Origin of the sequence: Altericroceibacterium endophyticum (assembly GCF_009827595.1) — a bacterium.
In the GTDB taxonomy this organism is placed as follows: Bacteria; Pseudomonadota; Alphaproteobacteria; order Sphingomonadales; family Sphingomonadaceae; genus Altericroceibacterium; species Altericroceibacterium endophyticum.
In genome coordinates this window covers 405,131-430,876 of record NZ_WTYT01000002.1, presented here as the reverse complement: position 1 = coordinate 430,876, position 25,746 = coordinate 405,131, and the positions used below count along the sequence as shown (strand labels likewise).

General features: G+C 57.9%; 18 protein-coding genes. 8 read left to right on the top strand and 10 right to left on the bottom strand.

Annotated elements, in window-relative coordinates; all coding sequences use genetic code 11:
* Positions 1-38 precede the first annotated feature (38 nt).
* The 6 genes from GRI91_RS05995 to GRI91_RS05970 all read left to right on the top strand — a co-directional run bounded on the left by GRI91_RS05995 (position 39) and on the right by GRI91_RS05970 (position 10,109).
* Positions 39-2,546 carry a type I restriction-modification system subunit M gene (locus tag GRI91_RS05995; RefSeq protein WP_160735709.1) on the top strand — a complete coding sequence of 836 codons (2,508 nt, stop codon included), beginning with the start codon at positions 39-41 and terminating at the stop codon, positions 2,544-2,546.
* A complete protein-coding gene (locus GRI91_RS05990) occupies positions 2,546-3,772 on the top strand; it encodes a restriction endonuclease subunit S (protein ID WP_160735708.1) in 1,227 nt (408 codons plus the stop codon). The genes GRI91_RS05995 and GRI91_RS05990 overlap by 1 nt, the downstream gene beginning before the upstream one ends.
* Positions 3,769-6,819: a type I restriction endonuclease subunit R gene (locus GRI91_RS05985; protein WP_160735707.1), complete on the top strand. Its 3,051-nt coding sequence runs from the start codon at positions 3,769-3,771 to the stop codon at positions 6,817-6,819. The genes GRI91_RS05990 and GRI91_RS05985 overlap by 4 nt, the downstream gene beginning before the upstream one ends.
* Complete coding sequence (locus GRI91_RS05980) at positions 6,819-7,523, top strand: M48 family metallopeptidase (protein WP_160735706.1); 705 nt, start codon at positions 6,819-6,821, stop codon at positions 7,521-7,523. The genes GRI91_RS05985 and GRI91_RS05980 overlap by 1 nt, the downstream gene beginning before the upstream one ends.
* Before the next feature lie 255 nt (positions 7,524-7,778).
* On the top strand, positions 7,779-9,068 hold the full coding sequence (locus GRI91_RS05975; protein WP_237437686.1) for an amidohydrolase: 1,290 nt from the start codon (positions 7,779-7,781) through the stop codon (positions 9,066-9,068).
* 174 nt (positions 9,069-9,242) lie between these two features.
* Complete coding sequence (locus tag GRI91_RS05970; RefSeq protein WP_160735704.1) at positions 9,243-10,109, top strand: nuclear transport factor 2 family protein; 867 nt, start codon at positions 9,243-9,245, stop codon at positions 10,107-10,109.
* 37 nt (positions 10,110-10,146) lie between these two features.
* On the opposite strand, the gene GRI91_RS05965 is transcribed toward GRI91_RS05970, so the two are convergent.
* The 8 genes from GRI91_RS05965 to GRI91_RS05930 all read right to left on the bottom strand — a co-directional run bounded on the left by GRI91_RS05965 (position 10,147) and on the right by GRI91_RS05930 (position 22,369).
* Positions 10,147-11,355: a serine hydrolase domain-containing protein gene (locus GRI91_RS05965; protein WP_160735703.1), complete on the bottom strand. Its 1,209-nt coding sequence runs from the start codon at positions 11,353-11,355 to the stop codon at positions 10,147-10,149.
* The gene (locus GRI91_RS05960) at positions 11,352-13,025 is read right to left on the bottom strand and encodes a carboxylesterase/lipase family protein (RefSeq protein ID WP_237437685.1); all 1,674 of its coding nucleotides are present in this window, start codon (positions 13,023-13,025) and stop codon (positions 11,352-11,354) included. Before GRI91_RS05960 ends, GRI91_RS05965 begins: the two co-directional genes overlap by 4 nt.
* 35 nt (positions 13,026-13,060) lie before the next feature.
* Positions 13,061-14,755, bottom strand: a complete 1,695-nt coding sequence (locus GRI91_RS05955; RefSeq protein WP_160735701.1) for an FAD-dependent oxidoreductase — start codon at positions 14,753-14,755, stop codon at positions 13,061-13,063.
* A 102-nt stretch (positions 14,756-14,857) separates the two neighbouring features.
* Positions 14,858-15,481, bottom strand: coding sequence for a MarR family winged helix-turn-helix transcriptional regulator (locus tag GRI91_RS05950; protein ID WP_160735700.1), 624 nt, complete (start codon positions 15,479-15,481; stop codon positions 14,858-14,860).
* Between the two features lie 16 nt (positions 15,482-15,497).
* A complete protein-coding gene (locus tag GRI91_RS05945) occupies positions 15,498-17,843 on the bottom strand; it encodes a TonB-dependent receptor (RefSeq protein WP_160735699.1) in 2,346 nt (781 codons plus the stop codon).
* Between the two features lie 167 nt (positions 17,844-18,010).
* Positions 18,011-19,363, bottom strand: a complete 1,353-nt coding sequence (locus GRI91_RS05940; RefSeq protein WP_160735698.1) for an MFS transporter — start codon at positions 19,361-19,363, stop codon at positions 18,011-18,013.
* A gap of 61 nt (positions 19,364-19,424) precedes the next feature.
* Positions 19,425-20,867: an NAD-dependent succinate-semialdehyde dehydrogenase gene (locus GRI91_RS05935; RefSeq protein ID WP_202385476.1), complete on the bottom strand. Its 1,443-nt coding sequence runs from the start codon at positions 20,865-20,867 to the stop codon at positions 19,425-19,427.
* Between the two features lie 32 nt (positions 20,868-20,899).
* Positions 20,900-22,369, bottom strand: coding sequence for a carotenoid oxygenase family protein (locus tag GRI91_RS05930; protein WP_160735697.1), 1,470 nt, complete (start codon positions 22,367-22,369; stop codon positions 20,900-20,902).
* A 200-nt stretch (positions 22,370-22,569) separates the two neighbouring features.
* Between GRI91_RS05930 and GRI91_RS05925 the strand changes: the two genes are divergently transcribed.
* Complete coding sequence (locus GRI91_RS05925) at positions 22,570-23,118, top strand: MarR family winged helix-turn-helix transcriptional regulator (protein WP_160735696.1); 549 nt, start codon at positions 22,570-22,572, stop codon at positions 23,116-23,118.
* A gap of 34 nt (positions 23,119-23,152) precedes the next feature.
* Here GRI91_RS05925 and GRI91_RS05920 read toward each other — a convergent pair whose 3' ends face one another.
* Positions 23,153-23,641, bottom strand: coding sequence for a DUF3237 family protein (locus GRI91_RS05920; protein ID WP_160735695.1), 489 nt, complete (start codon positions 23,639-23,641; stop codon positions 23,153-23,155).
* Between the two features lie 124 nt (positions 23,642-23,765).
* On the opposite strand from GRI91_RS05920, the gene GRI91_RS05915 reads away from it, so the two are divergent.
* Complete coding sequence (locus GRI91_RS05915; protein WP_160735694.1) at positions 23,766-24,248, top strand: DUF3237 family protein; 483 nt, start codon at positions 23,766-23,768, stop codon at positions 24,246-24,248.
* Positions 24,249-24,343: 95 nt separating this feature from the next.
* Here GRI91_RS05915 and GRI91_RS05910 read toward each other — a convergent pair whose 3' ends face one another.
* Complete coding sequence (locus tag GRI91_RS05910; protein WP_160735693.1) at positions 24,344-25,603, bottom strand: serine hydrolase domain-containing protein; 1,260 nt, start codon at positions 25,601-25,603, stop codon at positions 24,344-24,346.
* Positions 25,604-25,746: the final 143 nt, after the last annotated feature.

Sequence of the window (25,746 nt, the reverse complement as noted above, 5' to 3'; positions counted from 1 at the left end):
CGCAACTGGCAGTAGGAATTATACGAGACGAGAGGCGCATGGCACTAAAGAAGTCGGAACTATACAGCTCGCTCTGGTCAAGCTGCGATGAGCTTCGTGGCGGCATGGATGCGAGCCAGTATAAAGACTACGTTCTCTCCCTGCTCTTCATCAAATACGTCAGCGACAAATACTCGGGCGTTCCTTACGCGCCGATCAAGATACCCGCCGGTTCAGATTTCAAGGCGATGGTTGCGCTGAAAGGTGCGACCGACATTGGCGACCAGATAAACAAACACATTATCGCTCCGCTAGCTGCTGCTAACGAGCAGCTCAACCAGGCCGATTTTCCCGATTTCAACGACTCCACAAAACTGGGAGATGGGAAGGAAAAGGTCGAGAAGCTCACCAATCTGATCGCCATCTTCGAAAACCGGGCGCTGGATTTCTCCAAAAACCGCGCTGAGGGCGATGACATTCTGGGCGACGCCTATGAATATCTCATGCGGCACTTCGCCACCGAGAGTGGCAAAAGCAAAGGCCAATTCTACACCCCTGCTGAGGTCAGCCGCATCATGGCTCAGATCATTGGTATCGGTCAGGCTCAAACCAGCACCGACACCACCGTTTACGATCCGACTTGCGGCTCCGGCTCGTTGCTCCTGAAAGTCGGGGACGAGGCCCGCGCCAAGGTGTCGCTTTATGGGCAGGAGAAGGACTCAGCGACGAGCGGCCTAGCTCGGATGAACATGATCTTGCACGATTACCCCACGGCGCAGATCGCGCCGCCAGGCAACACGCTGACCGATCCGAAGTTCAAGCACGGCGATACGATTAAGCAATTCGATTTCGTGGTTGCCAACCCGCCATTCAGCGACAAGCGGTGGAGCACGGGCCTGGATCCGCTGCATGACCCTCATGCCCGCTTCAAAGGCTTCGGCATTCCGCCGGCAAAGCAGGGCGATTATGCCTATCTGCTGCACAACGTTCGCTCGCTGAAAAGCACCGGCTCTAGCGCCTGTATCCTTCCGCACGGCGTCCTCTTCCGCGGCAATGCCGAGGCAGACATTCGTCGCGCCCTCGTGCGCAAGGGATATATCAAGGGCATTATCGGCCTGCCCGCTAACCTCTTCTACGGCACTGGCATTCCGGCTTGCATCGTCGTGGTGGACAAGAAGGACGCCCAGGCGAGAAAAGGCATCTTCATGATCGACGCCTCCCAAGGCTTCATGAAAGAAGGCCCCAAGAACCGTCTCCGCTCGCAGGACATTCACAAGATCGTTGACGCCTTCAACAAGGCGCTCGACCTACCCGGCTATTCCCGAACCGTGCCCTACAGCGAGATCGAGAAGAACAACTACAACCTGAACCTGCCGCGATATATCGACAGCCAGAAGACCGAAGACCGGCAGGACATTGAGGGGCATTTGCGCGGCGGCATTCCGCAGGCGGACATCGATGCACTGCAACCCTATTGGGAGGTCTGCCCCGGCCTGAAGTCCACGCTGTTTTCCGAGGTGCGCCCCGGCTACCTCGATCTTGCGGTCGAGAAGGCCGCGATCAAAACGACCATCTTTGAGCACTCGGAATTTTCTGACTTCGTCGCGAAGATGGCGGCGCAGTTCGATGCTTGGCGGGATGAGAATTCCGAAGCGCTGAAGGCTCTGACCCCCGGCTCCAATCCCAAGAATGTGATTTTCAATCTCTCCGAAGGGTTGCTTGCCCACTACACAGGCAAGCCGCTGATCGACAAATATGACGTCTACCAGCACCTGATGGATTACTGGGCCGAGACTATGCAGGACGATGTCTATGCCATCGCCCTGGACGGCTGGAAGGCAGAGACCAGCCGCATCATCGAGAAGGACAAGAAGGGCAAGGAGAAGGACAAGGGCTGGACCTGCGACCTGATACCCAAGTCCTACATCGTCGCTCGCTACTTCGCCAAGGAACAGGCGGAGATTGACGAGCTGCACGCCAAGCTGGAAGCTACCAACGCAGCCATTGCTGAACTGGATGAGGAGCATAGCGGCGAAGACGGTCTGCTGGCCGAAGGTCGCAACGACAAGGACAAAGTGGCGGCTGCGCTCCTGAAGGCCCGGCGCAAGGCTCTGGCGGGAGAACTGGATGCAGGGTTTTTCAAGCGCTACGACAAGCTCGAAAAGCAAGGTGGCGCCGAAGAGGACATCAAGGCGGAGTTCCTTGAGGCCATCCCGGACTTTCAGGAAGTGTTCGTTATCGACGACATGCTCAAACTGCTCGATGAGGGCGGCGCGCTTGGGAGAGCAATCAAAACAGCAGAGGCTGAGCTGGATGCCGCCGCCTATGCCAAATATCCCGAACTGACCGAAGCGGAGATCAAGACCCTTGTGGTCGATGACAAATGGATGGCCCGTATCAATGCCGACATCCACGGCGAAATTGATGGAGTTAGTCAGTCGCTGACCCAACGCGTGCGCGTTTTGGCAGAGCGTTATGAGACTCCAATGCCTAAGCTTGCCAGTCGTGTCACTGATCTAGAGGGCAAGGTAGCAGATCACTTAACAGCGATGGGGTTCGCGTGGTGATGACCCAGACCGCCAACCGATTACCCCAAGATTGGGAAACAGTGCCCTTAGGCGAGCACTACCATTTCCAGAATGGCGTGAACGCAGATGCTCAAGCCTATGGGAGAGGCATACCGTTCGCAAATGTGCTCGAAGTCATCACGCGAACACATCTCCGCGTGGATGACATACCTGGGCGCGTCACTCTTAGCCGCGATTCCGTGAAGGCCTACGCTATCCGCCGAGGCGATGTGCTCTTTAATCGCACGTCAGAAACCCATGAAGAGGTTGGGCTGGCTTCGGTTTATTCCGACGACGCAGCCGCAGTTTTTGGTGGTTTCGTCATTCGAGGCCGCCCAAAAACAGAAACATTTGACCCTACCTTTTCAGGCTATGCTTTTCGCGCTCCGAACGTTCGGGCGCAGATTGTCGCCAAGGGGCAGGGTGCGGTAAGAGCAAATATCGGCCAATCCGAGCTCAAGAGCGTCTTGGTTCCCAGACCCAAGCCTCATGAACAACGAGCCATTGCCGCCGCGCTATCGGATGCGGATGCGCTGATTGAGGGGCTGGAAAGCCTCATCGCCAAGAAACGCGCCATCAAACAGGGTGCGATGCAGGAGCTCCTCACCGGACGGCAGCGCTTGGCGGGCTTCAGCAATGAATGGCCTGTGAAACGCCTTGCGGACTTGGCCACATTTCACAAAGGAAAAGGACTTCCCAAATCGGCGCTTGCGACGTTTGGGGCTCATCCTTGCATTCATTACGGCGAGCTCTTCACAAAATATGGCGCCGAGATTGGAGAGATTTTCAGCTCCACCAATGATGTAAGCGATCCATTTCTGGCAATGAAAAATGATGTTCTGATGCCAACTTCTGATGTCACTCCTCGCGGGTTGGCAAAGGCCAGTGCGCTATTTCAGGACAATGTGGTCGCGGGTGGAGACATTCTGGTGATACGTCCAGCTGATCTCGTTCTTCATGGACCATTTTTGAGTAATATGATCCGGCACGACGAAGAGCAGGTTTTAAAGTTGGTCACCGGAACTACGGTCTTTCATCTTTATGCTTCGGATATGATGAATTTTGAAATGCCCGTTCCCGAACTATCGGAACAGCGTGCAATCGCCAGCACCCTTTCAGACATGGGCAAAGAGCTCTCAGCCCTAGAAATCCGCCTCGCAAAAGCCCGTCAGATCAAGCAGGGCATGATGCAGGAATTGCTCACCGGGAGGATCAGGCTGATATGAGCGATTTTGTCGGCAAGCCGGAGGTGGTGACGCAGAAGCGTCTTATCGGCCTGTTCCGCGACGAGCTGGGCTGGACCTACCTGGGCGACTGGAAGGATCGAGAAGGCAACAGCAATATCGAAGAGAAATTGCTGACCGACTATCTCAGCCATGCTGGCTATAGCGACGCCCAGATCAGCGCCGCGCTCTTCAAGCTGCGCACCGAAGCCAGCAACACCCATCGCAGTCTCTACGATAACAATCAGGCGGTCTATGGTCTGCTCCGCTACGGCATTGATGTGCAGGTGGAGGCCGGGAAGCCGACCGAAACGGTGAACCTCATCAACTGGGCCGAACCGACGAAAAACGATTTCGCCATCGCCGAGGAGGTGACGCTAAAAGGCGGTTTGGAGCGTCGCCCCGATCTGGTGCTCTATGTCAACGGCATCGCCATCGGCGTGATCGAGCTAAAGAACAGCCGCGTCACCATCGGCGACGGCATCCGCCAGCTCCTCTCCAATCAGCGTCCCGAATTCAACGCCTGGTTCTTCTCGACAGTGCAGATCGTCTTCGCAGGCAGTGATTCCGAAGGCATGCAGTATGGCACCATCGGCACCCCGGAAAAATTCTTTCTGAAATGGAAAGAGGACGAGGCCGACAACGCCGGTTTCAAGCTAGACAAATATCTCGCCAAGCTTTGCGACAAGCATCGCCTGATCGAACTGATGCACGATTTCGTGCTGTTCGATGGCGGCGTGAAGAAACTGCCCCGCGTGCATCAATATTTCGGGATCAAAGCGGCGCAAGAGCACGTGCGCGCACGCAAGGGCGGCATCATCTGGCACACCCAGGGCTCCGGCAAGAGCATCGTCATGGTCATGCTCGCCAAATGGATCGTCGAGAACAATCCCAACGCCCGCGTCGCCATCATCACCGACCGCGATGAACTCGACAAGCAGATCAAGCGCGTGTTCGACGACGCTGGCGAACACATTCACCGCACCAGCAGCGGCCGAGATCTGATGTCGAGACTGGCCGAAGCCAAGCCTCGGCTCCTGTGCTCGCTCGTTCACAAGTTCGGCAAAAAGGGCGGTGACGATTTCGACGCCTTCATCAAGGAATTGGAAGACAACCCCGTCCAGACGGTCGGCGAGCTTTTCGTATTCGTTGACGAATGCCACCGCACGCAAAGCGGAAAGCTGCATCGAGCGATGAAGGCGATCATGCCGAATGCGGTCTTCATCGGCTTCACCGGCACACCGCTGTTGAAGCGCGACAAGCAGACCAGCCTGGAAGTGTTCGGCCACTACATCCACACCTACAAGTTCAGCGAGGCAGTGGAGGACGAGGTCGTGCTGGATCTCATTTACGAGGCGCGCGACATCGATCAGAAGCTTGGCTCGGAGGATAAAATCGAGGCGTGGTTCGATGCAAAGACCAAGGGCCTCAATCACTGGCAAAAGGATGAGCTGAAGAAGAAATGGGGCACGATGCAACACGTGCTCAGTTCGCGCTCGCGCATGGAGCGAGTGGTGCAGGACATCATATTCGACTTCAGCGTGAAACCGCGCCTATCCAGCCAGCGTGGCAATGCCATCCTTGTCGCGTCATCTATCTACGAGGCGTGCAAATATTACGAAGCGTTCCAGAAGACCGAACTGAAAGGCCGTTGTGCGGTAGTCACCTCCTACAATCCGAACGCGCAGGACGTGACCAAGGAAGACACCGGGGCCAACTCCGAAACCGACAAGCAGTTCATCTACAACACTTACACGGAGCTTCTGAAAGACGTCGAAGCCATGCCGGGTATGACCAAGACGGAGTCCTATGAGGAGGCCGCCAAGGATCGCTTCATCAAGCAGCCAGCGAACATGAAGCTGCTGGTCGTCGTCGATAAGTTACTCACGGGGTTTGACGCGCCAAGCTGCACCTATCTCTACATCGACAAATCGATGCAGGATCACGGGTTGTTTCAGGCCATCTGTCGCACCAACCGGCTGGACGGTGACGACAAGGAGTACGGCTATATCGTGGACTATATGAGCCTTCTGAAGAAGGTGAATAAGGCCATCGCAGTCTACACCTCGCAGATCGACACCACCGCAGACGGGGCCGATCCAGAGGTGCTTATGAAGGATCGGCTGGAAAAGGGCCGTGAGCGCCTGGATGAGGCGCTGGAGGTCATTGCACTCGTCTGTGAGCCCGTCGAGCCTCCAAAGGGTGAATTGCAGCACATCCATTACTTCTGCGGAAATACCGAAATCGCGACCGATCTTGCCGAGCGCGAGCCGCAACGAGCAGCTCTTTACAAGGCGGTCGCCTCGCTTGTTCGTGCCTTCGCCGGCATTGCGGATGAGATGGCGGACGCGGGTTACAGCGACGCCGAAATCGCGGACATCAAGAAGAAGGTCGAAAACGCCGTCAGCGTCCGCGATACCGTTCGCCATGCCAGCGGCGAGGTGCTCGACCTCAAGGCTTACGAAGCCGATATGCGGCACCTGATCGACACTTACATCGAAGCCGAAGAGCCGCGCAAAATCTCACCGTTCGACAACATGAGCTTGCTCGACCTGGTCGTAAAAAGCGGGATCGCCGACGCAATTGCAGGCCAGCTAAGCGGAATGAAAGACCGAGAGGCTGTCGCTGAGACGATCGAGAACAATGTTCGCGCGAAGATCATCAAGGAACACCTCAACGACCCAGCGTATTACGAGAAAATCTCTGCCCTCCTGGACGAGATCATAAAGGCTCGAAAAGCCAAGGCCGTCGAATATGAGGACTATCTCAAGCAGATCGCTGACCTCATCACTGACATGGCCCAGGGCAAAGGAGATACGGCACCGCCCACACTGAACACGCCAGGAAAACGTGCGCTCTACAATAATCTCGGCGAGAACGAGGAGCTGGCTCTTGAGATTGACGCAGCGGTAAAGACAAATCGACCCGACGGGTGGCGCGGTGTCGAACCGAAAGAGCGTGCCATCAAAGCCGCAATCTACGCCATCCTCGGAAGTGAGGACGAAGTGGAACGCATTTTCACCATCATCAAGGCGCAACCGGAATACTGATGAACGCGGTGCTCGACATTGGTGGGGTCCCAGTTGATGTGACCTTCAAGGACATCAAGAATGTCCACCTGAGCGTCCATCCACCGACGGGGCGGGTTCGCATTTCTGCCCCGCGTCGCATGTCCCTCGACAACGTTCGCCTATTTGCGGCCAGCAAGATCGGCTGGATCAAACGGAACCAGGGCAAACTGGCAGCGCAAGCACGGGAGGCACCGCGCGAGTATCTGGAGCGCGAAAGCCATTACGTCTGGGGACGACGCTATCTACTGACAATCAAGGAAGGTGGAACCAAGCCATCGGTCGCGCTAGGCCACCGCACACTTGAATTGACGATGCCACGCGAAACTCCAATCGAGCAGCGCGAGGCGGCCTTGTCGGAGTGGTATCGGGCTGAATTACGTGAGAGAGCAGAAATCGCTCTAGCCAAATGGACCAAACGCCTGGGCGTTAAAATAAGCGGCTTTGCCATTCAGCGCATGAAAACCAAATGGGGTAGCAGCAACCCATCGCGCTGCACGGTCCGGCTTAACCTAGAGCTGGCAAAGTTCCCCGTGGAGTGCCTTGAGTATGTCGCTCTGCATGAAGTTGCGCATTTCGTGATCCCAAACCACAGCGAGCGGTTCATTGACCTTCTTGATCTACACATGCCAAGCTGGCGCACTGCGCGAGACCGACTAAATCGAGGGCCGCTACCGGCAATCTAGTACGTTGAAATCGCTTCTATGAATGTGATTTAGGGGCTTTTTTGGGGGCCTTTGCCGGAAGTATTTTTATTTTTACATTAATATTCAGGGTTTTATGATCTAAATCACGGTCCTCTTCTGGCACCAACACATCTCAACATGCTGATACTCTTCAAAAATCGTCCCAAAAACGGTCTGCTCAGCGTGTGATTCCCGGTTTTAATTCCCGGAATGGTGCCCATAACTCTCCTGAAATCTCCCTTAAATCAAAGCGTTATGAGGCTTTGGCTTTTCCCGGAAAGCAAGCGCCCAGACGGATGGATCATCGCTGACGTGTATCGCGGCGACAATTTTCCGGACGGCTATGCGGATCGCAAGTTTCTGGATGAGGCTTTCCCAGACACGCCGGTCTATATTCGCGAATGGTCGTATCATCACGGGCTTGCCAATAGCAAAGCGCTGGAGATCGCCGGTGTCGATCGCGACACGCCCGATCCCGATGGCGGGAAGATTCTGCATCGCGATGATGGCGAATTGACCGGCGAACTTCTTGCCGGTGCGACCTGGCTGGTCACGCAACATATGCCGCCACTCTCGGAGGAAGCGGTCCGTCAGGCGTTGCTCGATACGGCTGCGCTTTGTGCGGAATATGGAATTACGTCGGTGCAGGATGCGGGGATCACGGAAACGATGGCCCTTCAGCTTCACGCGCTCGATCAAGAAGGTTTGTGGAACCTGCGCACGCTTGCTCACGTCTTCTGGGGCAATCCGGCGGTGTCGATGATGTCGATAGAGCAGAGTGAAGAGACAATTGCCAAGCGCGCGGAATTGCGCTCGCCCCGCATATCGTTCGACGGGGTCAAGCTCCTGATCGACGGTTCACCTCTTCAGCCGCATCATACCGACGTGCAACTGGACGGGCATGGGCATTTCGACCGATCGAAGCTTTATACCTCGCCGGAAACCATCGCGGCGGCTCTGACGCGCTTCGATATAGAAGGCTTGCATGTAAAGATGCATGCGGTGGGAACCGGGGCGAACAGGGTGGCGCTGGATGCCATTTCAGCGATGCGGAAGGTGAATGGCCAATCGGGCCTGATGCCGGAAATTGCGCATAGCCTCTATTTTTCCCCGGAGGATCTCGTTCGGCTGGAGCCACTGGGCGTTGTGGCGGAAATGTCTCCTGCGATCTGGCAGATCAAGGGGCCGCTGACTGAAAGTCTGGCCGGAGCATGGCCCTTCCGCAGCCTGCTGAACCACGGTGTAACGATGACAATCGGTAGCGACTGGGTCATGCTTCCTTCGCCGAATCTGTTTCCCGCGATTGGCGGCATGCTTGATCATGGCGACGAGTCCATCTCCCTTGCGGATGCGCTGGAAATTGCGACCCGCAACGGCGCGACAGTTGCGGGCTGGGGAGATACGGCAGGGTCGATTGAGGTGGGCAAGATGGCAGATATGATCGTGCTTGATCGGAACCTGTTTGCGGTTTCGCCTGAACAGGTGGGCAAGACCCGTGTCTTGAAGACAATATTCGAAGGCCGTGAGATTTATACGGCCCAGTGACCTCAATTTGCGATTTGTGGTGCATCCTGTGGGGTCAGCGCTAACGCGTCACGCTCGCTGATCCCGCCGCTTCATGTTCAATCTCGCGATAGGGGGCAGGAAAGGCCGCTCTAGCGGTTTCCATTTACTCCCCCCTCGATAGTCGGTTATTGATAGCGGGAGAGGGGATTGAACATGCTACCTGCCTCCCGCCGGATGATTCTTGCAGGCATCGCGGTGGCCTTTGCCGCCCATTCCACAACCCTTGTGGCGCGCCGCGCTGAGGCTGCCGGCCCCTTGGCGATCGCGGACCGCGATACGCTATTCGAACGCTTCGCGGTATTTATGGCATTGGCGGACACAGGCGATCCGCGTCAGCAAGATTACCTGTCGGCAGGCACGCAGCTGCCTGGCAGTGTTCCTGCGCGGAAAACCACGCTGCGCACGCTCGCCCGTGATGATAGTGGAACTCTTCTGGCCGCCGAATACAGGATTGATGCGCCGGGAGCGAGCGCAGCGGCCGAGCCGGAATATGCGCTGCAATTCTACCGGCTTTCCAACGGCTACATTTCCGAAATCATACCCGTGGCAAATGGTGCGGAATTTATCCCGGCCGAGGGGCCGGCCCTGGACCGCCCATCTGCTTCGGTGAGTGATCCCTTGCCGCCGACAGTCACGGCGCCCCGCATGACCCGCGCCAAGTTCCGCGATTATCTCAAGCTGTTCGGGCGCTTCGACGAACGCTTCGTGTCCTATTATGACGAGGATGTGGTGTTTTCTGCATCGCCGGCACCCCGACCGTTGCATGGCAGGGACGCGATTTTGGAGCTTTATCGCCCCTTGCGGAAGAATCTCGGGGAAGATGTGACCATTCACGAGCTGGTGATCGACAGTGAAGCGGGCGTGATGATCGCAGCGCTAACCAATCGATTGACCGCCTATGGCACGGTTACCTTACCCAGCAGCACGCTGGAGCAGGGCGACCAATTGCTGCTTTCGGGCGCCATCATCTATGGTCTTGAGGATGGCCGGATCAGCCTGATCCGCGATGTCGGCGGTTAGCCACACAGTTGCGGATCAGGCCCTCCGTCAGTTTGAGTTAACGCCCATCCCATTGCGATGCAGCGGCCATGAAAGCCAGTTCCTCGCGCAGGACGGGGTCCGCTTCTGGCCCGACCGGACCGTGGCTCATCTTGACGATGACCGTATCGGTATCAGGATCGACATAGATGAACTGGCCTTCACCGCCCAGCGCAGTGAAGGCATTGGTGCCCGGCACCGTCCACCAGAACCAGCCATATCCCAGCCCATCCTCGCTCGGCGCGGTGGTGATGTCGTGCCTCAGATTGTCGACGAAGCCTTCGGGCAGGAAGGCTTTGCCGTTTGCATGGCCGTGGTTCAGCATCATCAGCCCCAGCCTGCCATAATCGCGCAATACGGCGTTGAAGCCCCCGGCCGTGAACTCTCTGCCGATGCCCGGGGGGCCGTCGATGACATAAAAGGCATCGGCCTCCATCCCCGCGGGTTGCCACAGTCTGGTGGACAGATATGTGCTGACCGGCATTCCGGCAGCGCGCTCCACCACCCAGCCGACAACGGCTGCATCCAGACTGTTATACCGATTGAAAGTGCCAGGAGCATGCTCCCGCTTGGTGATCAGCGCCGCGTCCGTGTAGCGTGCGCGCTCCTCGACCCAGGCTGCGACATGGGCGTTGTAGGATGACGTGCCGGGTTTGAAGAAGTTCTCGTCCCAGGCAATGCCAGAGCGCATCTCCATCAGATCCCGAATGGTCGCGCCATCATATCCGGTCCCTTTGAGTTCCGGGATATATTGCGTCACCTGATCGGTCACCGAGGCGATCAGCCCTTCCTTTACGGCCAGCCCGACCATGACGGCATTGAGCGATTTCGCCATGGAATAGGAATTGTACCGCGTCTCTGGTGTCGAGCGGTTGAAATTGCCTTCGAAGACGACGGTGCCGTCCTTTATGATGATCAGAGCATCGGCAAAGGTATTCACGATGGCATCGCTACCCTGATGAACCTTGCCATCCACTTCATAGGTGAAGTTGAGAGGGGCGAGGCTTACGGGCAGTGACGAAGGGGTTTCCCCTGCGTCTACCTCTGCAATGTTGAACATCAGATCCATGGTGCGATTGGCGAGGGGGCGAACCGCCTCATCAAACATCCGCTCGCGATATTTCATGACCGCTTCCGATGGGCCGGTTTGCGCTTCCTGAGCGGTGGCGGTGCCAATCATCGTGCCGGAGAGAAGGATGCCGGCGAGCACGTTGAGCAAGGGTTTCATAAAGACTTCTCCCGTTCGAGTGGATTGGTGACCCCGCCCGCGACGACCTCTAGATTGGCGAGGTCTTTTTTCAGGAAAGCGAGATCCGATCCGTCAGGATCATTGGCCATATGGCTGTGCAGATTGAAGATCATCGTTGGCCGCGATGCGGAATTGTAAGGCTGCCATGGCGGGATATATTTGTTTTGCGGATTGCCGTTGCGGGCAAAGGACACCCACGCACTGTTCATCTGCTGCATCATCCGCTGCTGTTCGCCCAGCTGACCGGGCTCGACGGGTTCGGTGCCGACCGTGTCCAGCACGAAGGGAATGTCGATTGCGTGGGGCGACATTAACAATCCGTCACGGGCAGTCGTCTCCCAGTCCATCCGGTACATCCAGACCGGGGCGCCCCCCAATTTGACCTGTTCGTCTGCAATGCGCTGGGTGAACAGTCGGGTGGGCCAGTCGGACCGGATCAGCGCGTCCACTTCCCACGGGCTCGCCTGTGGATGGGTGACGCGATAATGGGCGACGACTGCTGGCGCCTGCGTGCCGAAAATCGGCTCCAGCTGCGCGGTCACTGTGGCAAAATCGCGCTTGGCTGCATCCGGGTTGCTGGCCAGGAAATACTCGGTCATTTCGGTGCGCGTGCAGCCGATCATCAGCGGAATATCGCGCGATAGGGGGGAGGCGCCGTTCCAGAAGGGATGCTGCGGCAGTGCCACATCATCGACGACCGGAGCGAAGTCCTGAATTACACCCATGACGCCGAAGCCGCCAACTTCTTCAAAAATCTGGTAATAGGCCCGCATGATCGCAGCGAGCGGTACCTCCTGAATATCCCGCACCCGGTTCGTCGGAATGTCCAGCAAAGTGAGCAATCTTGCGCTCAGTTCGCGGCCATAGGGCTTTTCAAGCGCCAGCGGGGCCGGGCCGCTCTGGATTATGGCCTTATGAAACAGGCCTGCCGCGGCGGGCATGGCCATCAGGAAGGACACTTTCTGCCCGCCACCGGACTGGCCGAAAATGGTCACATTGTCCGGATCGCCGCCAAATTCCTCGATATTGTCGCGCACCCATTCGAGCGCCAGCACCAGATCGAGCATGCCCGCACTGGAAGACCCTGCGAAAGCCGGATCATATTCATCGAGATAGGCGTGCGCCAATACATTGAGCCGGTGGTTGGGGCTGACCATGACAACATCGCTATGCGCGGCCAGATGCGCTCCGGCCTGAGAGTCTCCCGCCGAAGACAAGCGCCACAGGCCGCCCCCGTGGAGCCAGACCATCACCGGGCGCTTGCGATTGTCGTCCAGAGCTGGCGTCCAGACGTTGAGGGTCAGACAGTCTTCGCTTTCGCGGGCGTCGGCAGCTACCGATTCCAGAGCTTCTTGCGGGTCGGTCTGCGGGGCCATGGGCCCATAATCGAAGGCGCGAAAAGGGGTGTCCCATGGCTGCGGCGGTGACGGGGGCATGAAACGGCCGCGGCCGCTGGTCGGTGCCCCATAGGGAATACCCTTGAAGGCCAGCGATCCCTGATCGATCTTGCCCACGACCGGCCCATAGCGGGTGCGGACAAGAGGCGTCCTATCACCATCTGCAAGAAGGCGCGACGTTGTGCATCCCGAACTTCCCAGCAATATCGGGGCAGTGAGGCCTGCCAAGAAACTTCGTCGTCCAACTTGCATTGATGGTTCCTCTCAAAGAATGTCCACAGGCGCTGTTATTTTGCTGTTGCTGCCATGGATTGATGTGCCTTTTGCTGCTCCGGCGAGGCTGCGCCTCTTATGAGGTCGATCAGCTCTTCCGGTCTGTCGGGCAGGGCATCGCCGCGCCACGCCACGTGATTATCCGGGCGGTTCAACAGCAGCTTGTGCAGATAAGGCTCCGGCAGCTCGGTGACATTCACATCCAACACCGCCAAAGGAACATTCGCCGCGCTCGCAGCCTGCACTAGCGGTGCCACATCAATGTCGCGATCAAAGCGCAGCAGCGTGTATTCCGGCCCAAGCTGGTCATAGAGGGACTGTCCCCCTGGCAGCCACAGATGCGGTGTCCGGCAACCGGGCACGGTCGAGGGCGTGTATTCATTGATCGTGTAGGAGGGCGCAGCGCCGCCGTCATAGGCGATCAAAGGCGATGCGGGATAGAAATAGCCGTAGTTCAGACCGGCGCAGGCAAATTGCTGTACATGCAGTTCATAGGAATCCTTGCCGATCTTGGCGCGCAGCGCTTCACCTTCGGGGCCATCGTCATCGATTTCGAGCGGGATGTTGATCCGTTCTGAAATCGCCTTCTGGGCGTGGTTCATCGCGAAGCGCGACACTTGATCCGTAATCGGCCAGCGTTCCGCTTCATAGGCATCGAGGATGCTCTCCGTCCCCCACCCATTCAGGTGCGCGGCCAGCAACCATGACAGGTTCATGGCATCGGCAATGCCGGTATTCATGCCGTATCCGGCATAGGGCACCCAGATATGGGCGGAATCTCCGCAGATGAAGACACGGTCCTGACGGAAGCGGTCGGCCACGAGCCGGCGTCCGGTCCAGTCTTCCTGACGCAGCACTTCATATTCGAAGCTCTCGTCAACACCGAGCAGCGCGCGCAGGCACTTGTCGCGATCGACAGATGCAAAATCCGGCTCACCCGGCAGCAGGTAATTGTGGAGCAGCCAGGTTTCGCGCCCGTTGATCGCCACCAGGTTGCCTGCACGCTCGCCGATATAGAGATAGCTCATCCAGGCCCGGTCGGTCGGGATGGATTTGAGCAGCTCAGGCGCACGAAAATAAGTCGATTGCACTTGCTGGATGACTGCATCGCCTTCCAGCTTCGCCTCGATCTGCCGGCGAATGTTCGATGCACCGCCATCGCAGCCGATCAGAAATTGTCCTGAGAGACGGACCTGCTGACCAGTCTTCAAATCGGTTGCCTGCGCATCGACCTCCTCACCATCCTGCGTGACGTGTTGAACATCAAGATCGTTGAGGATTTTGATATGCGGGTTTGCCTGCGCTCGTTCGAACAGGATCGGTTCGAAGAACAGCTGGTTTACGCGGTGCGGCGGTTCGGGCGTGGGCCACCAGCCATCGGGCACGTCGGTAACGGTAAACCGGTCGCGGCGGCATGGGATGGGAATGCGGGTCAATTCGCGGCCGGTGGCTCTGGTGCGCACGACCACATCATTGGGATAATCGTCCGGCAGCCCGACGGCGCGGACTTCATCGGCAAAACCCAGTCTCCGGAAAGTCTCCATGGTGCGTGACGAGACGTGATTGCAGCGGACCGTATCATTGGCACCGGCAGGATAGCGTTCGGCAATGATCGAATTGATCCCGCGGCCCGCGAGATCGAGGGCCAGACAAAGGCCGACAGGGCCGGCGCCTACAATGAGAACGGGTGCTGAAAAAGTGGTTGTCATCAAAACCTCTCCGGCTGGTGCCGACAAATTGAGTCAGAAAATATCTCGGTCATACAAATATCTCGCCAGTGCTCCGCGTGAGGAAATGAGCGTCTCATGCGGTCAGGATGATGAAGCGCGTGTAGGTGTTTGGTCCGCTGCTGTTGCTGTATCGGGGAGCAGCGGATTGCGAACGCGGTGGTTGAAGGACTGAACGAATTGCAACAGCAGGTGGCTGAGCTGGGTCAGCTCTTCATCATTGAGCACTTCGCGCATCCGGGTCGAAATGGCGTTGGACAGGGGGGCTGCACGGACCAGCAGATTCTCTCCCGCGCTGGTGAGCATCAGGGTGTTGCGGCGCCGATCTTTTTCACTCTGTTTGCGTTCGACGAGACCGTTCTTTTCCAGCAGGCGCAGAACCATGGTGGCCGTAGAGCGATCTATTCCGATCAATTCGCAAAGCCCCATCTGATTGATCCCAGGTCTGGCCCGCAAAGTGTGCAATACGCTGTATTGGGTGGTCGTCAGGCCAAGATCGGCAGCCTCTTCATCAAACAAGGCAAGGACAATCTGATGGGCCCGTCTGATGATGAAGCCGGGACGCTGATAGAGAGCCTCCATCGAAGTCGGATCCTGTCCATTCATAATGCCACTTTTCTCCACAAAATCGGGTATCGGCAGTGTGACACAGGACTTGCGAAAATGCGAAATAGAGGGGGCGACAGAAGGATGGGTCATCAGGCTCATGTTCGCCCCCCTCGGATCAATAGCGATAGCTTACGGTCAGGCCGGCTGTCCGGGGTCTCAAGGTCCGATAATAGTAAAGCGGGGAGGTGTCGGTATCCCGGTTCTTCCCCAGCAGGGGCGCTGCGTTGAGCAGATTGTTCACGAAGATGGAGGCATCGACATTCCCTGAGCGAAGGCCAATCCTCATATTGACCTCTGTGACGGCCGGGTCGAATTGCAGCGTCGGGTCATAGCCGGACGCGGCAGGGTCATCATACATCGCGCGCTTGCCGTTATTGTGGCTGTTATAGCGCGCATCCGCGTGGATATAACCTTCGCCCAGCGTGCTGAGCGGCAGCGTGTAATCGACATTGCCGGCAAGCTGCCATGGTGATCCTTCAAGGGCGTCTCCGTCACGGGCAAACACCACATCATTCACCACCACGGTCTTGGTAAGCTTGGCGTCGACATAGCCGACCGAACCGCTCAATTGCAGATTATCCGTAGCGCGCAGCGAAACTTGCAGGTCGAAGCCCTTGCTGGTGGCTGCGCCGATATTGTCGCGGAAACCATTGCCCGCACATCCGGCAAGGACGAACTGCTGGATATTGTCCCATTTGATATAAAAGGCGCTGGCATCTGTACGCAAAGCACCGCCGAACAGTTTGTTCTTGGCGCCAAGCTCGAAGCTCCAGGTCGTGTCCGGATCGAAGGTTGCCGGCGCATCCTGGATGGCACAGCTGGCAAAGAGCGGCGGATTGACACCCCCGCCACGGAAGCCCTTGGCGGCCGACGCATAGACCATGTTGCCATCGTCAATGTCGTAGGTGAGGCCAAATTTAGGCGTAAAGGGCTTGGACTTCTGAACGCCGGTCGTCGTCGTGGTTTCAGGCCCACTGCCGGTGTAGTTCAGCGGCCCGCCAACGTCGCGGCTATAATCGAAGGTCGTGTCGCTATATCGCGCGCCAAGCGTGGCCGTGAGACCTTCGAACAGATCCACATCAATCTGGGCAAAGGCGGCCCATTGCTTGTCGATCGTGTCATTGGCGGAGGTGAAAATATACAGGTCGTCGGTCAGGCCAATGCCGAACACGGCTTCGAGAGGGATGATCTGCCCCGTAAACTGGTCTTCGATCTTGAAGCTCTCGATCTGCCGGGCCCTGCTGTAATAGCCGCCAACGGTCCAGCGGATCGCGGAGTCACTGTTATTCGACGACAGGCGGACTTCCTGGGAAAAGACCTTCTGTCGTGCCGTGACAATACCCGGAGCTTTCCAGCCGGGCAGGAAGGGGAAGGGCGTGTCGAAGATGAAACTCGTGTTGAGGTTGGTGTAATCCGGCGTGCTCGATCCGTCGCGGTCGAACCATGACGTTACCGAAGCCAGTTCCAGATCGCCAAGCTCGACTGTCGCGTTGATGCTGGGCAGGAAGAAACGATCATTGAAGGTCTGCGCAACCGAATATCCGTTTACAAATTTCCCGGCCTCGGCATCGGTCAGATTGCCCCACAAGGTCCCTGAATCATCGCCCCGCACACGCTGATAATAGAGGGACGGGGTAATGTTGATACTATCGGTCAGCTGGAACGAAAGGCCTCCGCGCAAGGCCACGGTATCGGAGGAATTTACGTCCTTGTAATATTCCGTGCTGTCCGGTGTTGCGACATTGAAGGGCCGACGATCCACCCAGCCGCCATCCTTGCGGTAGAAGGCGCTGATACGCATGCCGATCCGGTCTTGCACGATGGGCGCGCCCACGGCCGCGCCAGCTTCATAACTGGCATCGCCGCCCTTGGTGGTGGCTACCTCTGCGCGGGCATAGGCCGATGTGTAGTCGAGATTGGGCTTTGGCGTGATGAAGCGGACGACACCGCCCTGCGCACCAGCGCCGAACAATGTCCCCTGCGGACCGCGCAGCACTTCGATACGTTCGAGATCGAATATGCGGGGGAATGCCGTGCCAAAGGCGGTCTGGGTATTGGACCTGATCTGGATGGCGGAATCATCGATATAGATGCCGGTCGTGGCCGCACCGGAGGTTGAGGACACGCCGCGAATGGCGATGTTTGAGCTTGTATCGCTGCCGAAAGTGCCGCCGCTAAAGCTGAGGCCGGGGGTCAGTCGGGCAATATCGGCGATGTTCTTGACGCCCTGGCGATCCATCGATTCCTGCGAAAAGGCAGCGACGCTGATCGGCACCTTGCTGAGCAATTGATTTTTCCGGGTGGCCGTGACGACGATTTCCCATTCGGAACTGTCGGCAGCATCGGCCTTCTGGGGGGCGGAGTCCTGCTCACCTGCCGTCTGGGCATAGGCCGAAGACGGTAGCGCGGCGCTCAGCGCAATTGCAGACGACGCGATCAGTAAGGCTTTGTACGTGCCCATTCTTTCTCTCCCACATTTTTATTGTCTCGGTTTCCGAGCCCGATTTTTTTAATCGGTATGATGACTGATTATTTTGCGGCGATGATGCGGTCAAGCATTATATGATTAATCAAGCTAATTAATGGCCGGTCGACGGCATTGGCACGCGAACCGGCCGGCCACGTGCATCAGCGCGTGGAAGGCGCAGGTTCCACAGGGCGCAGAAACAGCACGAGAATTGCGACGATGACCGGTGCCAGCGCGACAAGCACCAAGGTCAGCTGCAGGCTGTAGGCTGAGCTCAGCGCGAATCCGCCGAACAGAGGCAGGATCACTCCGCCGATGCGCCCGGCACCACCGGCCCAGCCAATTCCGGTGCTGCGCACAAAGGGGGGATATACGCGTGCCATGATCATGTTCAGCCCGGCCTGCCCGCCGCCCTGGAACATGGCCATCAGGAACAGGGTGGGAATGAAGAACGGGCTGTGAAACGGAACCTGACTCAGGGAGACCACGGCAGTGGCATAGCCGATAAAGAAGAAGGGGATCGGCAGGGTCGGATGAATACGGTCCAGCAGGCCGCCAATTGTCAGCATCCCGAAAATCCCTCCCAGCAGTCCCACCATGGCAGACAATGCGAAATCCTGGATGGAAATGCCGGCCATTTGCAGGAAAAAGCTGGGCAGCCATGCGGCCAGCAGGGCGATCGTCCCCATCGAAAAGAAGCATGAGGTGAACAGGATCGCGCTGGTCCGGGCCCGGCCATCGCGAACCAGCTCCAGCGGATTGGGCCGTGCGCCGGTCTTGCGATTGCCTTGTCCGACAAAGACCTCTGTTCCGGTGAGTTCGATTCCCGGAGAGATTTTGGCTATCGTCCGGGGAATCCTGGCGTCACTCGGATCTCTGTTGACCCGGTAGGCAAGCGATTCCGGAAGGAAGGCGACCAGGACAGGGATCAGGACGAGTGGCAGCATGCCGCCTACCCAGAAGCCGCTTTGCCACCCGAAGTCGGGGACCAGCAGGGCGGTCACGGCCCCGGCAACATTGCCCAGACTATATCCGGCCATGCCCACGGCGATGAAGGTCGCACGGCTTTTCTTCGGTGTGAATTCGGAAATCAGGGCAACGGCCATGGGAAGCACGCTGGCCAGAAACAGTCCGGCCACGCCGCGCATGATGGCCATGATCAGGATCGAAGGCGCGAAAGCGGTCGCCACCGTCAAACCGCCGAACAATGCAAAGGAGATGACCAGCATTCTTTTCCGGCCATACAGGTCGCCGAGTGGGCTGATCAGGAAGGCACCCAGAGCCAGGCCGATCTGTTGCAGCAGGATGACGATGGTCATCGCCGCCGGAGCAACGCCGAAACCCTCGGCAATGGCGGGAGCGATCTTGCCGATCATGAAGATATCGAACCCGTCGCTGAACATCACCAGGAAGCACAGGATCAGGACCAGGAAATGGATGGGCCGCAGTTTCTGCTCATCGACAAACCCCTGAACATCGAATGTCTTCGGCATCATCGCGGTATTTCCTCTCATGTGACCACCCCTTGTCCCGGGGTTGCGGGGCGATTGCGTCACCCTCGTTCAGTAGGTTTCGTCAGATCTGATGGATTGTTTTGGTGACCAGACAGGCGGCCAATCCCTCGGGGCCGTCTTCTGCACCATGGCCGCTTTCTTTCACGCCTCCAAAAGGCGCATCTGCGGCCGCCAGTCCGGTGGTGTTGATGCCGACCATCCCTGCTTCCAATGCGTCGCCGACCAGATTGGCCTGACGTGCATTTTCGGTGAAGGCGAAAGCAGCCAAGCCGTAAGGCAGGCGGTTGGCCTTCTCTATGGCCTCGTCAAAATCGCTAAAGCGGGACGTGACGACAATCGGTCCGAACGGTTCTTCATGCATCACACGGGCGCTCAAAGGTGCGTCTGCCAGCACTGTTGGCCGCCAGAAGAAGCCTTGCTCACCCGACGCTTCGCCGCCGCATAGAAGGGTCGCACCCGATTGCACGGCATCGCTCACCAGCGTCGATACGGCATTCAGGCGCCTGTCATTGGCGAGCGGCCCCATTTCGGTAGATGGCTCCAGCCCGCTACCGAGCCGCAGGGCAGAAAACCGCTTTGTGAACGCGTCAATAAAGCGGTCGTGAATGGCATCCTGAACATAGAAACGAGTGGGCGAAACGCAGACCTGCCCGGCATTGCGCGATTTTCCGATGGCCAAGGTTTCGACCGTTCGTTCAAGGTCGCAATCATCGAAGATGATCACGGGGGCGTGCCCGCCCAGCTCCATGGTCGTGCGCTTCATCGTGTCCGCGGCGAGCTTCACCAGATGCTTGCCGACCGCGGTTGAGCCGGTAAAGCTGACCTTGCGGATGATCGGACTGGCAAGCAGGTGGCGCGACACCTCGTCAGGCACGCCGAAGACCAGTTGCACGACATCGCCGGGGCATCCTGCGTCGATGAGTGTCTGCACCACGGCCATCGCCGAAGCGGGTGTTTCCTCCGCCGGTTTCAGAATGACCGAGCAGCCGGCTGCGATTGGCGCGCCGAGCTTTCGGCCCGGATTGTGGATCGGGAAATTCCACGGTGCGAAGGCAGCGACAGGCCCGACAGGTTCATGCATAACCAGTGAGCGTGTCCCGCTCGGCCGAACCAGCACCCGGCCATAGTTTCGCTTGGCTTCTTCGGCATAGAAATCGAACAAATTGGCGCAGGCCAGTGTTTCGATGCGAGTTTCAGCCAGCGTCTTGCCCTCTTCCAGCGTCGCAAGTGTGGCGATCTGGTCGATGCGTTCACGCAGCAGGCGCGCGGCTTCATGCAGAACATGGGCTCGCTCACCGACGGGCGTCTTGCGCCATTGCCGAAAGCCGCGCTCGGCCGCATCGAGAGCGCGATCGAGATCGGCTGCTTCAGCGAGCGGAAGTTCGCCCAGCGTATCACCATTAGCCGGGTTAATAACACAGTGCGTGCGGGTGGATTGCTGGATCCATTCACCGGCAACATACATGCCGAGGCGGGGGTAGGGTGTGGGGTGCGTGTTTGGCATTGATCGCTTTCGCAAAACAGGATGTGTCAGGGTCAGGCCGGGAGCGCAGCGAAAGCGCTGGCTGGCGCCCAATTGCCATGCAGGCCCTGGCGGAGACGGAAGGGGGCGGCGATCGTGGTAATCGGTCCCTTCGACAGAGCCATGGCATCGAGCAACAGCAAACGTGAAGCCTGCTCAGCGAGCCTGTTCTCGACCACCACCAGATAGCCATCGCCCTCCTCGGTGGAGCCGGGCCGGGGGATGAAGGCGGGTTCCTGAAGCGAGCTGGCCGGGCCGACCCAATAGGTTTCCGTGGCTCCGGTTTCGAGATCGAGCCGGGCAATCGTGTTCATCATCATGCCGGTCGCGCTGCGAATGCCGGGCAAGTCGACCGGTTTCGTCTGATCCTGCACCAGCTGCCAGCCATAGCGGTTCGCCTGACCAGCAAATCGATCATCGATGCGGGGAAACTCACCGACCAGATCCGACAGCTGCGTCATGGCGATATCATCGCTGTTGGCCGCCATGTCGACGCTCCAGCGTGTCATGCAGGCCGCCGCCTCAACCGGATCGAACGGCGCGCCTTCGGTGTCGGGGAAAAACGGAAACATATTGCCCGATGCCATGGGCACATCGAAATGCACCTTGGTGCCGACATTATGGGCATTCATCACATGGCTGGCGAAACAGGTCGGGGCGCTGAACCAGCGAATGTCTTCCGCGCGCCCACCTCGTGGCAAAATACCAAGATGGACAGGCCGCGCGCGATCAAATCCGAAATGCGGCAATCCGGATTCGAGACGTTCCCATGATCCCACGATCGGAACCACATGGAAGACCACGTAATCCTCCGTGAAACCAAAGTCGTGCATCATGCAATAATAGGGAATTTCGAACCACACTTCGTGGTCGATTTCACCGGCTGCATTGATGACGTAGAAAACCATGTCACGGGTGCACAGGCCTTTTGCAGCGTAGCCAAAGGCCAGCATTTCACCTGTTCGTGCATCGATTTTCGGGTGGGCCGTAAAGGTTTCCGATGTCATGCGGCCGCCGAAATCGTAAACCGGATCGATCGTCTCCAGCGTTTCCGGGGCCATCCAGACGGGCGGGCTGTCTTCTTTCAGCGCCAGCAGTTTGCCCGCGTGCAGAATGACGTTTGTGTTGGCCGTGCTGCGGACCTTGCCTGTCACGCTGGCATCGTCGGTCAGTGGATTGCGGTAGGCGCCGAACAGCGCTCGTCCTGCTTCGCGTTCTGCCGTGAATTTTTCGGTCCGCGCCCAGCGTTGCTGCAAGGACACGTTCCCGTCCTTGAAGCGAATGCGGGTGACCATGCCGTCGCCGTTGAACCAGATGTCGTCACCTGCGAGCGGCGGGAATTGCGGATCGGGGGCAACGCGGAAGAATGAGCCATCCAGAGCGAGCGGGACGGCTCCGTCGATGACAGGCAGATGCGCAACATCCGCCTCGACACCAGAAGGCGTGAAATTACCGGAGAAATTGGGAGTATTGGGAAAGTTCATTGCCAACCTGTTCCAGGCAAGTGCCCGGTTCGGACTGCGCCTGCTTGAATGTTCATCTTCAAAACTTGATTAATCAAGCTATATCGCGAAGGCAAGCAATTTCATGTTGTCATTGTGCGGCCGGTGAATCATTGCTTGAGAAACGACTATCGGCAAAATAAGCGTGAAGGGCAGTTGGGGCTGCCGCATCGGGACAAGAAATGGTGACATCGAAGAAAGCCGGTTCCGCCAAAAACGGGGCAGGCGCAGCAACGGACGGCACGGAGAATTCGGCCACGCAACTGGCGGGCTGGAAGATGGATCGGCTGGATTACCCGACCTTCCGGATGGGCCTGCTTGCCAAGATCATGGACCGTCTGACAATTCGCCAGCTGCTGGAACAGGATGAGATGACCTATGCCGAATGGCGGGTTCTTGCCCGGTTTGCGACGATGCCGGATGGAGGCACTGCGGGCCAGGTAGCCGAACTTGCCTGGGTGGATTTTGCTGAAGTGAGCCGCGCCGTCACGTCCCTGGTGGGCCGGGGGCTGCTAGAGCGAAAGAGAAACCCCGCTGACAGGCGCGCTTCCATCGTTTCGCTCACGGAGGCCGGGCGGGTGCAGTATCGTGAGACGCAGGAACGGCGAAGCGCGTTTCACGAGGAACTGCTGTGCGACCTTTCTGCGGATGAACGCGCCACGCTGGATGATCTTCTGATGCGTATCGGAACGCAGCTGAAGGGCATGTTGAAAGACGGTTCGTCGACCTGACCGCCCGGCATGTGACCACGCTCGGGAAAGCTGTTCACACCACCGCGTAGTAGCGGAAAATCGAATGATCGGGTTCACCGTCCGGGCCGATTTGCGGCCTGCGTTGTCCGACGCCGACAATCACAGTCCGGTTGAGCCATTCATGGGGCCCGTCAGGGGCCCGGAAATAGGGCGTGCAACGAAAGTATGACCCAATGGCTTCCTTTCCCGGTCGCTCAAGCTTGCCATGTACGTAACCCAGATTGCGGATGTAGATGAGCGCCCCATCGTCGGCTTCGATCATGTAATGGGCATTGAGCTCAACGACACCGTCGGTCCGCATCACAGGCCAGTCGGCGCCGCTGTAATCGACCAGTTTCCCTGAAAGTCTGGGACCGCTTACCAGCGAATTTTCGCCGATTGAGGTGTAACCGTGGTTTGGGCCGCCCTCGTGAATGGCACCCGTGGTCCAGCGCCGGTCGAAATTAATGCGTATGTCGAACGCATGTTCGAATTTCAGATCGAGCGATTGATTATCCTGCACAGTCTCATCCTCCTCCGCCAGTCTGGCATTTTATGATGCCATTGCGCTTGCAACCTTCGTGCAGCATAATATATGATTAATCAAGCAATATGCTGTAACCCCAGCTATGGAAGGGAATTTCCGAATGACTGACTGGCAGGCTTTTACCCCGCAATTTCGTTTTGCTTTTTCCATCGCGCTGACGCTTGGGAAGCCATACTGGCTCAAGCCGACGTCCCAAGGCGCGACACGTGCGGGAGTGTATGCCCTGGACGGGACGATCGAAGGCCCGGGCATTGCGGGCAGGGTCATCCCCATGAGCGGCGGTGACTGGCCCTTGTTGCGCCCCGATGGGGTGCTCGATTTCGATGCCCGCTACATGCTGGAACTGGACGACGGGACTGTGATCTATATGCAGAACCGTGGCTATCGCTGGGCATATACCGAGGAAGTGGCCGAACGCATGGCGCGTAACGAACCGGCAGAGCCGCACGAATATTACATGCGGGTCACGCCCAAATTCGATGTAGCCGAGGGCCCGCATGACTGGCTGGCGCGCCATGTCTTTGTGGGTGTGGCTGAGAAGATTCCCGGTGCCAATCGCATTCACTATTTCGTGGTCGAGTGATGGTGCGATTTCGTGGATGCCTGCTCTGAAGAGGGCGCCATTCTGGGGGCGGCGAGACAGTTTAATCACGCTGTCTCGCCCCTTATTGACCGGTTCTACGGCTTGGCCGGCTCCCAGTCGGACACGGCGCGAAAGAATGCGTCGCTTTCCAGATAGCCTGCCTCGGCAGTGGCCAGAGGAAGGTAGCTCAGTTTTACGACTACAGTCTCGGTGTCCGGATCGACATAAATGAACTGACCCTGCAGTCCGAGCGCCATGTAGGCGTTGGAATCCGCCAGCGTCCACCATTGGTAGCGATAGCCCCAGTGTTCATCAGCTGAAACCGGTTCTGGCCCCGTGGTGACAGTCGATGTCCGGACCCATTCCGGGGAAATGATCTGGCGGTCGCCGACGTGCCCTTCATGCAGCATCATCTGTCCGAGACGGGCATAATCCCTCAGGGTCGCATTGAAACCCATGCCATTGGTGGAGCGGCCTACACCGGGAGGGCCATCGGTCAGGAAAAAACCGTCCGCCTGTGCGCCCAGCGGAATCCACACGCGTTCGCTCATATATTGATCGATCGGCTTTCCGGTTGCCTTTTCCAATATCCAGCCCAGCAGATTGGTGTTGAGCGTGGAATATTGGAAGATCGTGCCCGGCTCTGCGATCTTGTCGACCGTGAAAGCCTCCTCGACAATGCGCCGCCGGTTGTAGACGAGGATTTCCTCGCGCAATTTGGCGGACGGCGTGCCGGGTTCAGGGCGATAGGAATCCGGGCGATTGGCGCCCGATTTCATCTCGAGCAGATCCTCCACCGTGGCCCCTTCATAGGCCGTGCCGATCAATTCGGGAACATAGGTTTCCACTGTGTCATCCAGCGATTTGATATAGCCGTCTTCTAGCGCGGCACCGACCAGAATCGACGTGATCGACTTGGCCATGGACATCGACAGAAAATGCGTGTCGGGACCGGTGAAGTTCCGATAGTTTTCATAAATGATATCGCCCTCCTTCATGACCAGAAGAGCATTGGTGTAGGTACGCTCGAGGAATTGCTCCGGCGTGTATGTCTCCCCCTGAAAATCATAGGTGAAATTCAGCGGATGTTCGTCGCGCGATAAGGGAGATACGTTTTTCCCTGCTTTCACGGGGAGAGTGTGAAAGATCGAATCGATGCTGTGAAAGGTCAGGGCATTGATCGAATCATTCATGAAGATCCTGCGCAGTTCCTGAATGGCAGGCGTGGGCTCACTTGCTGCAGAATCTGTGCTGTCCTGTGCAAATGCCGTGCCGGTGCAGGCCAGCGATAGCGCCGCCGTTGCCGCCAGCAGAGCTGCGCGGCCTGCGCCATACATGCGTTTCCTCTCGTACATCCTATTTCCCTTCAGCATTGGGGCCAGCTTGATTGTGGCCGCTCGAATGAGGTGCGTCCCGGCAAACCATATTCTGAAAGCTTGATTACTCAAGCAGTTTCTTTTTCGGATGTACGCGTCTAGCGTCCGGATTCGCTGCCAAT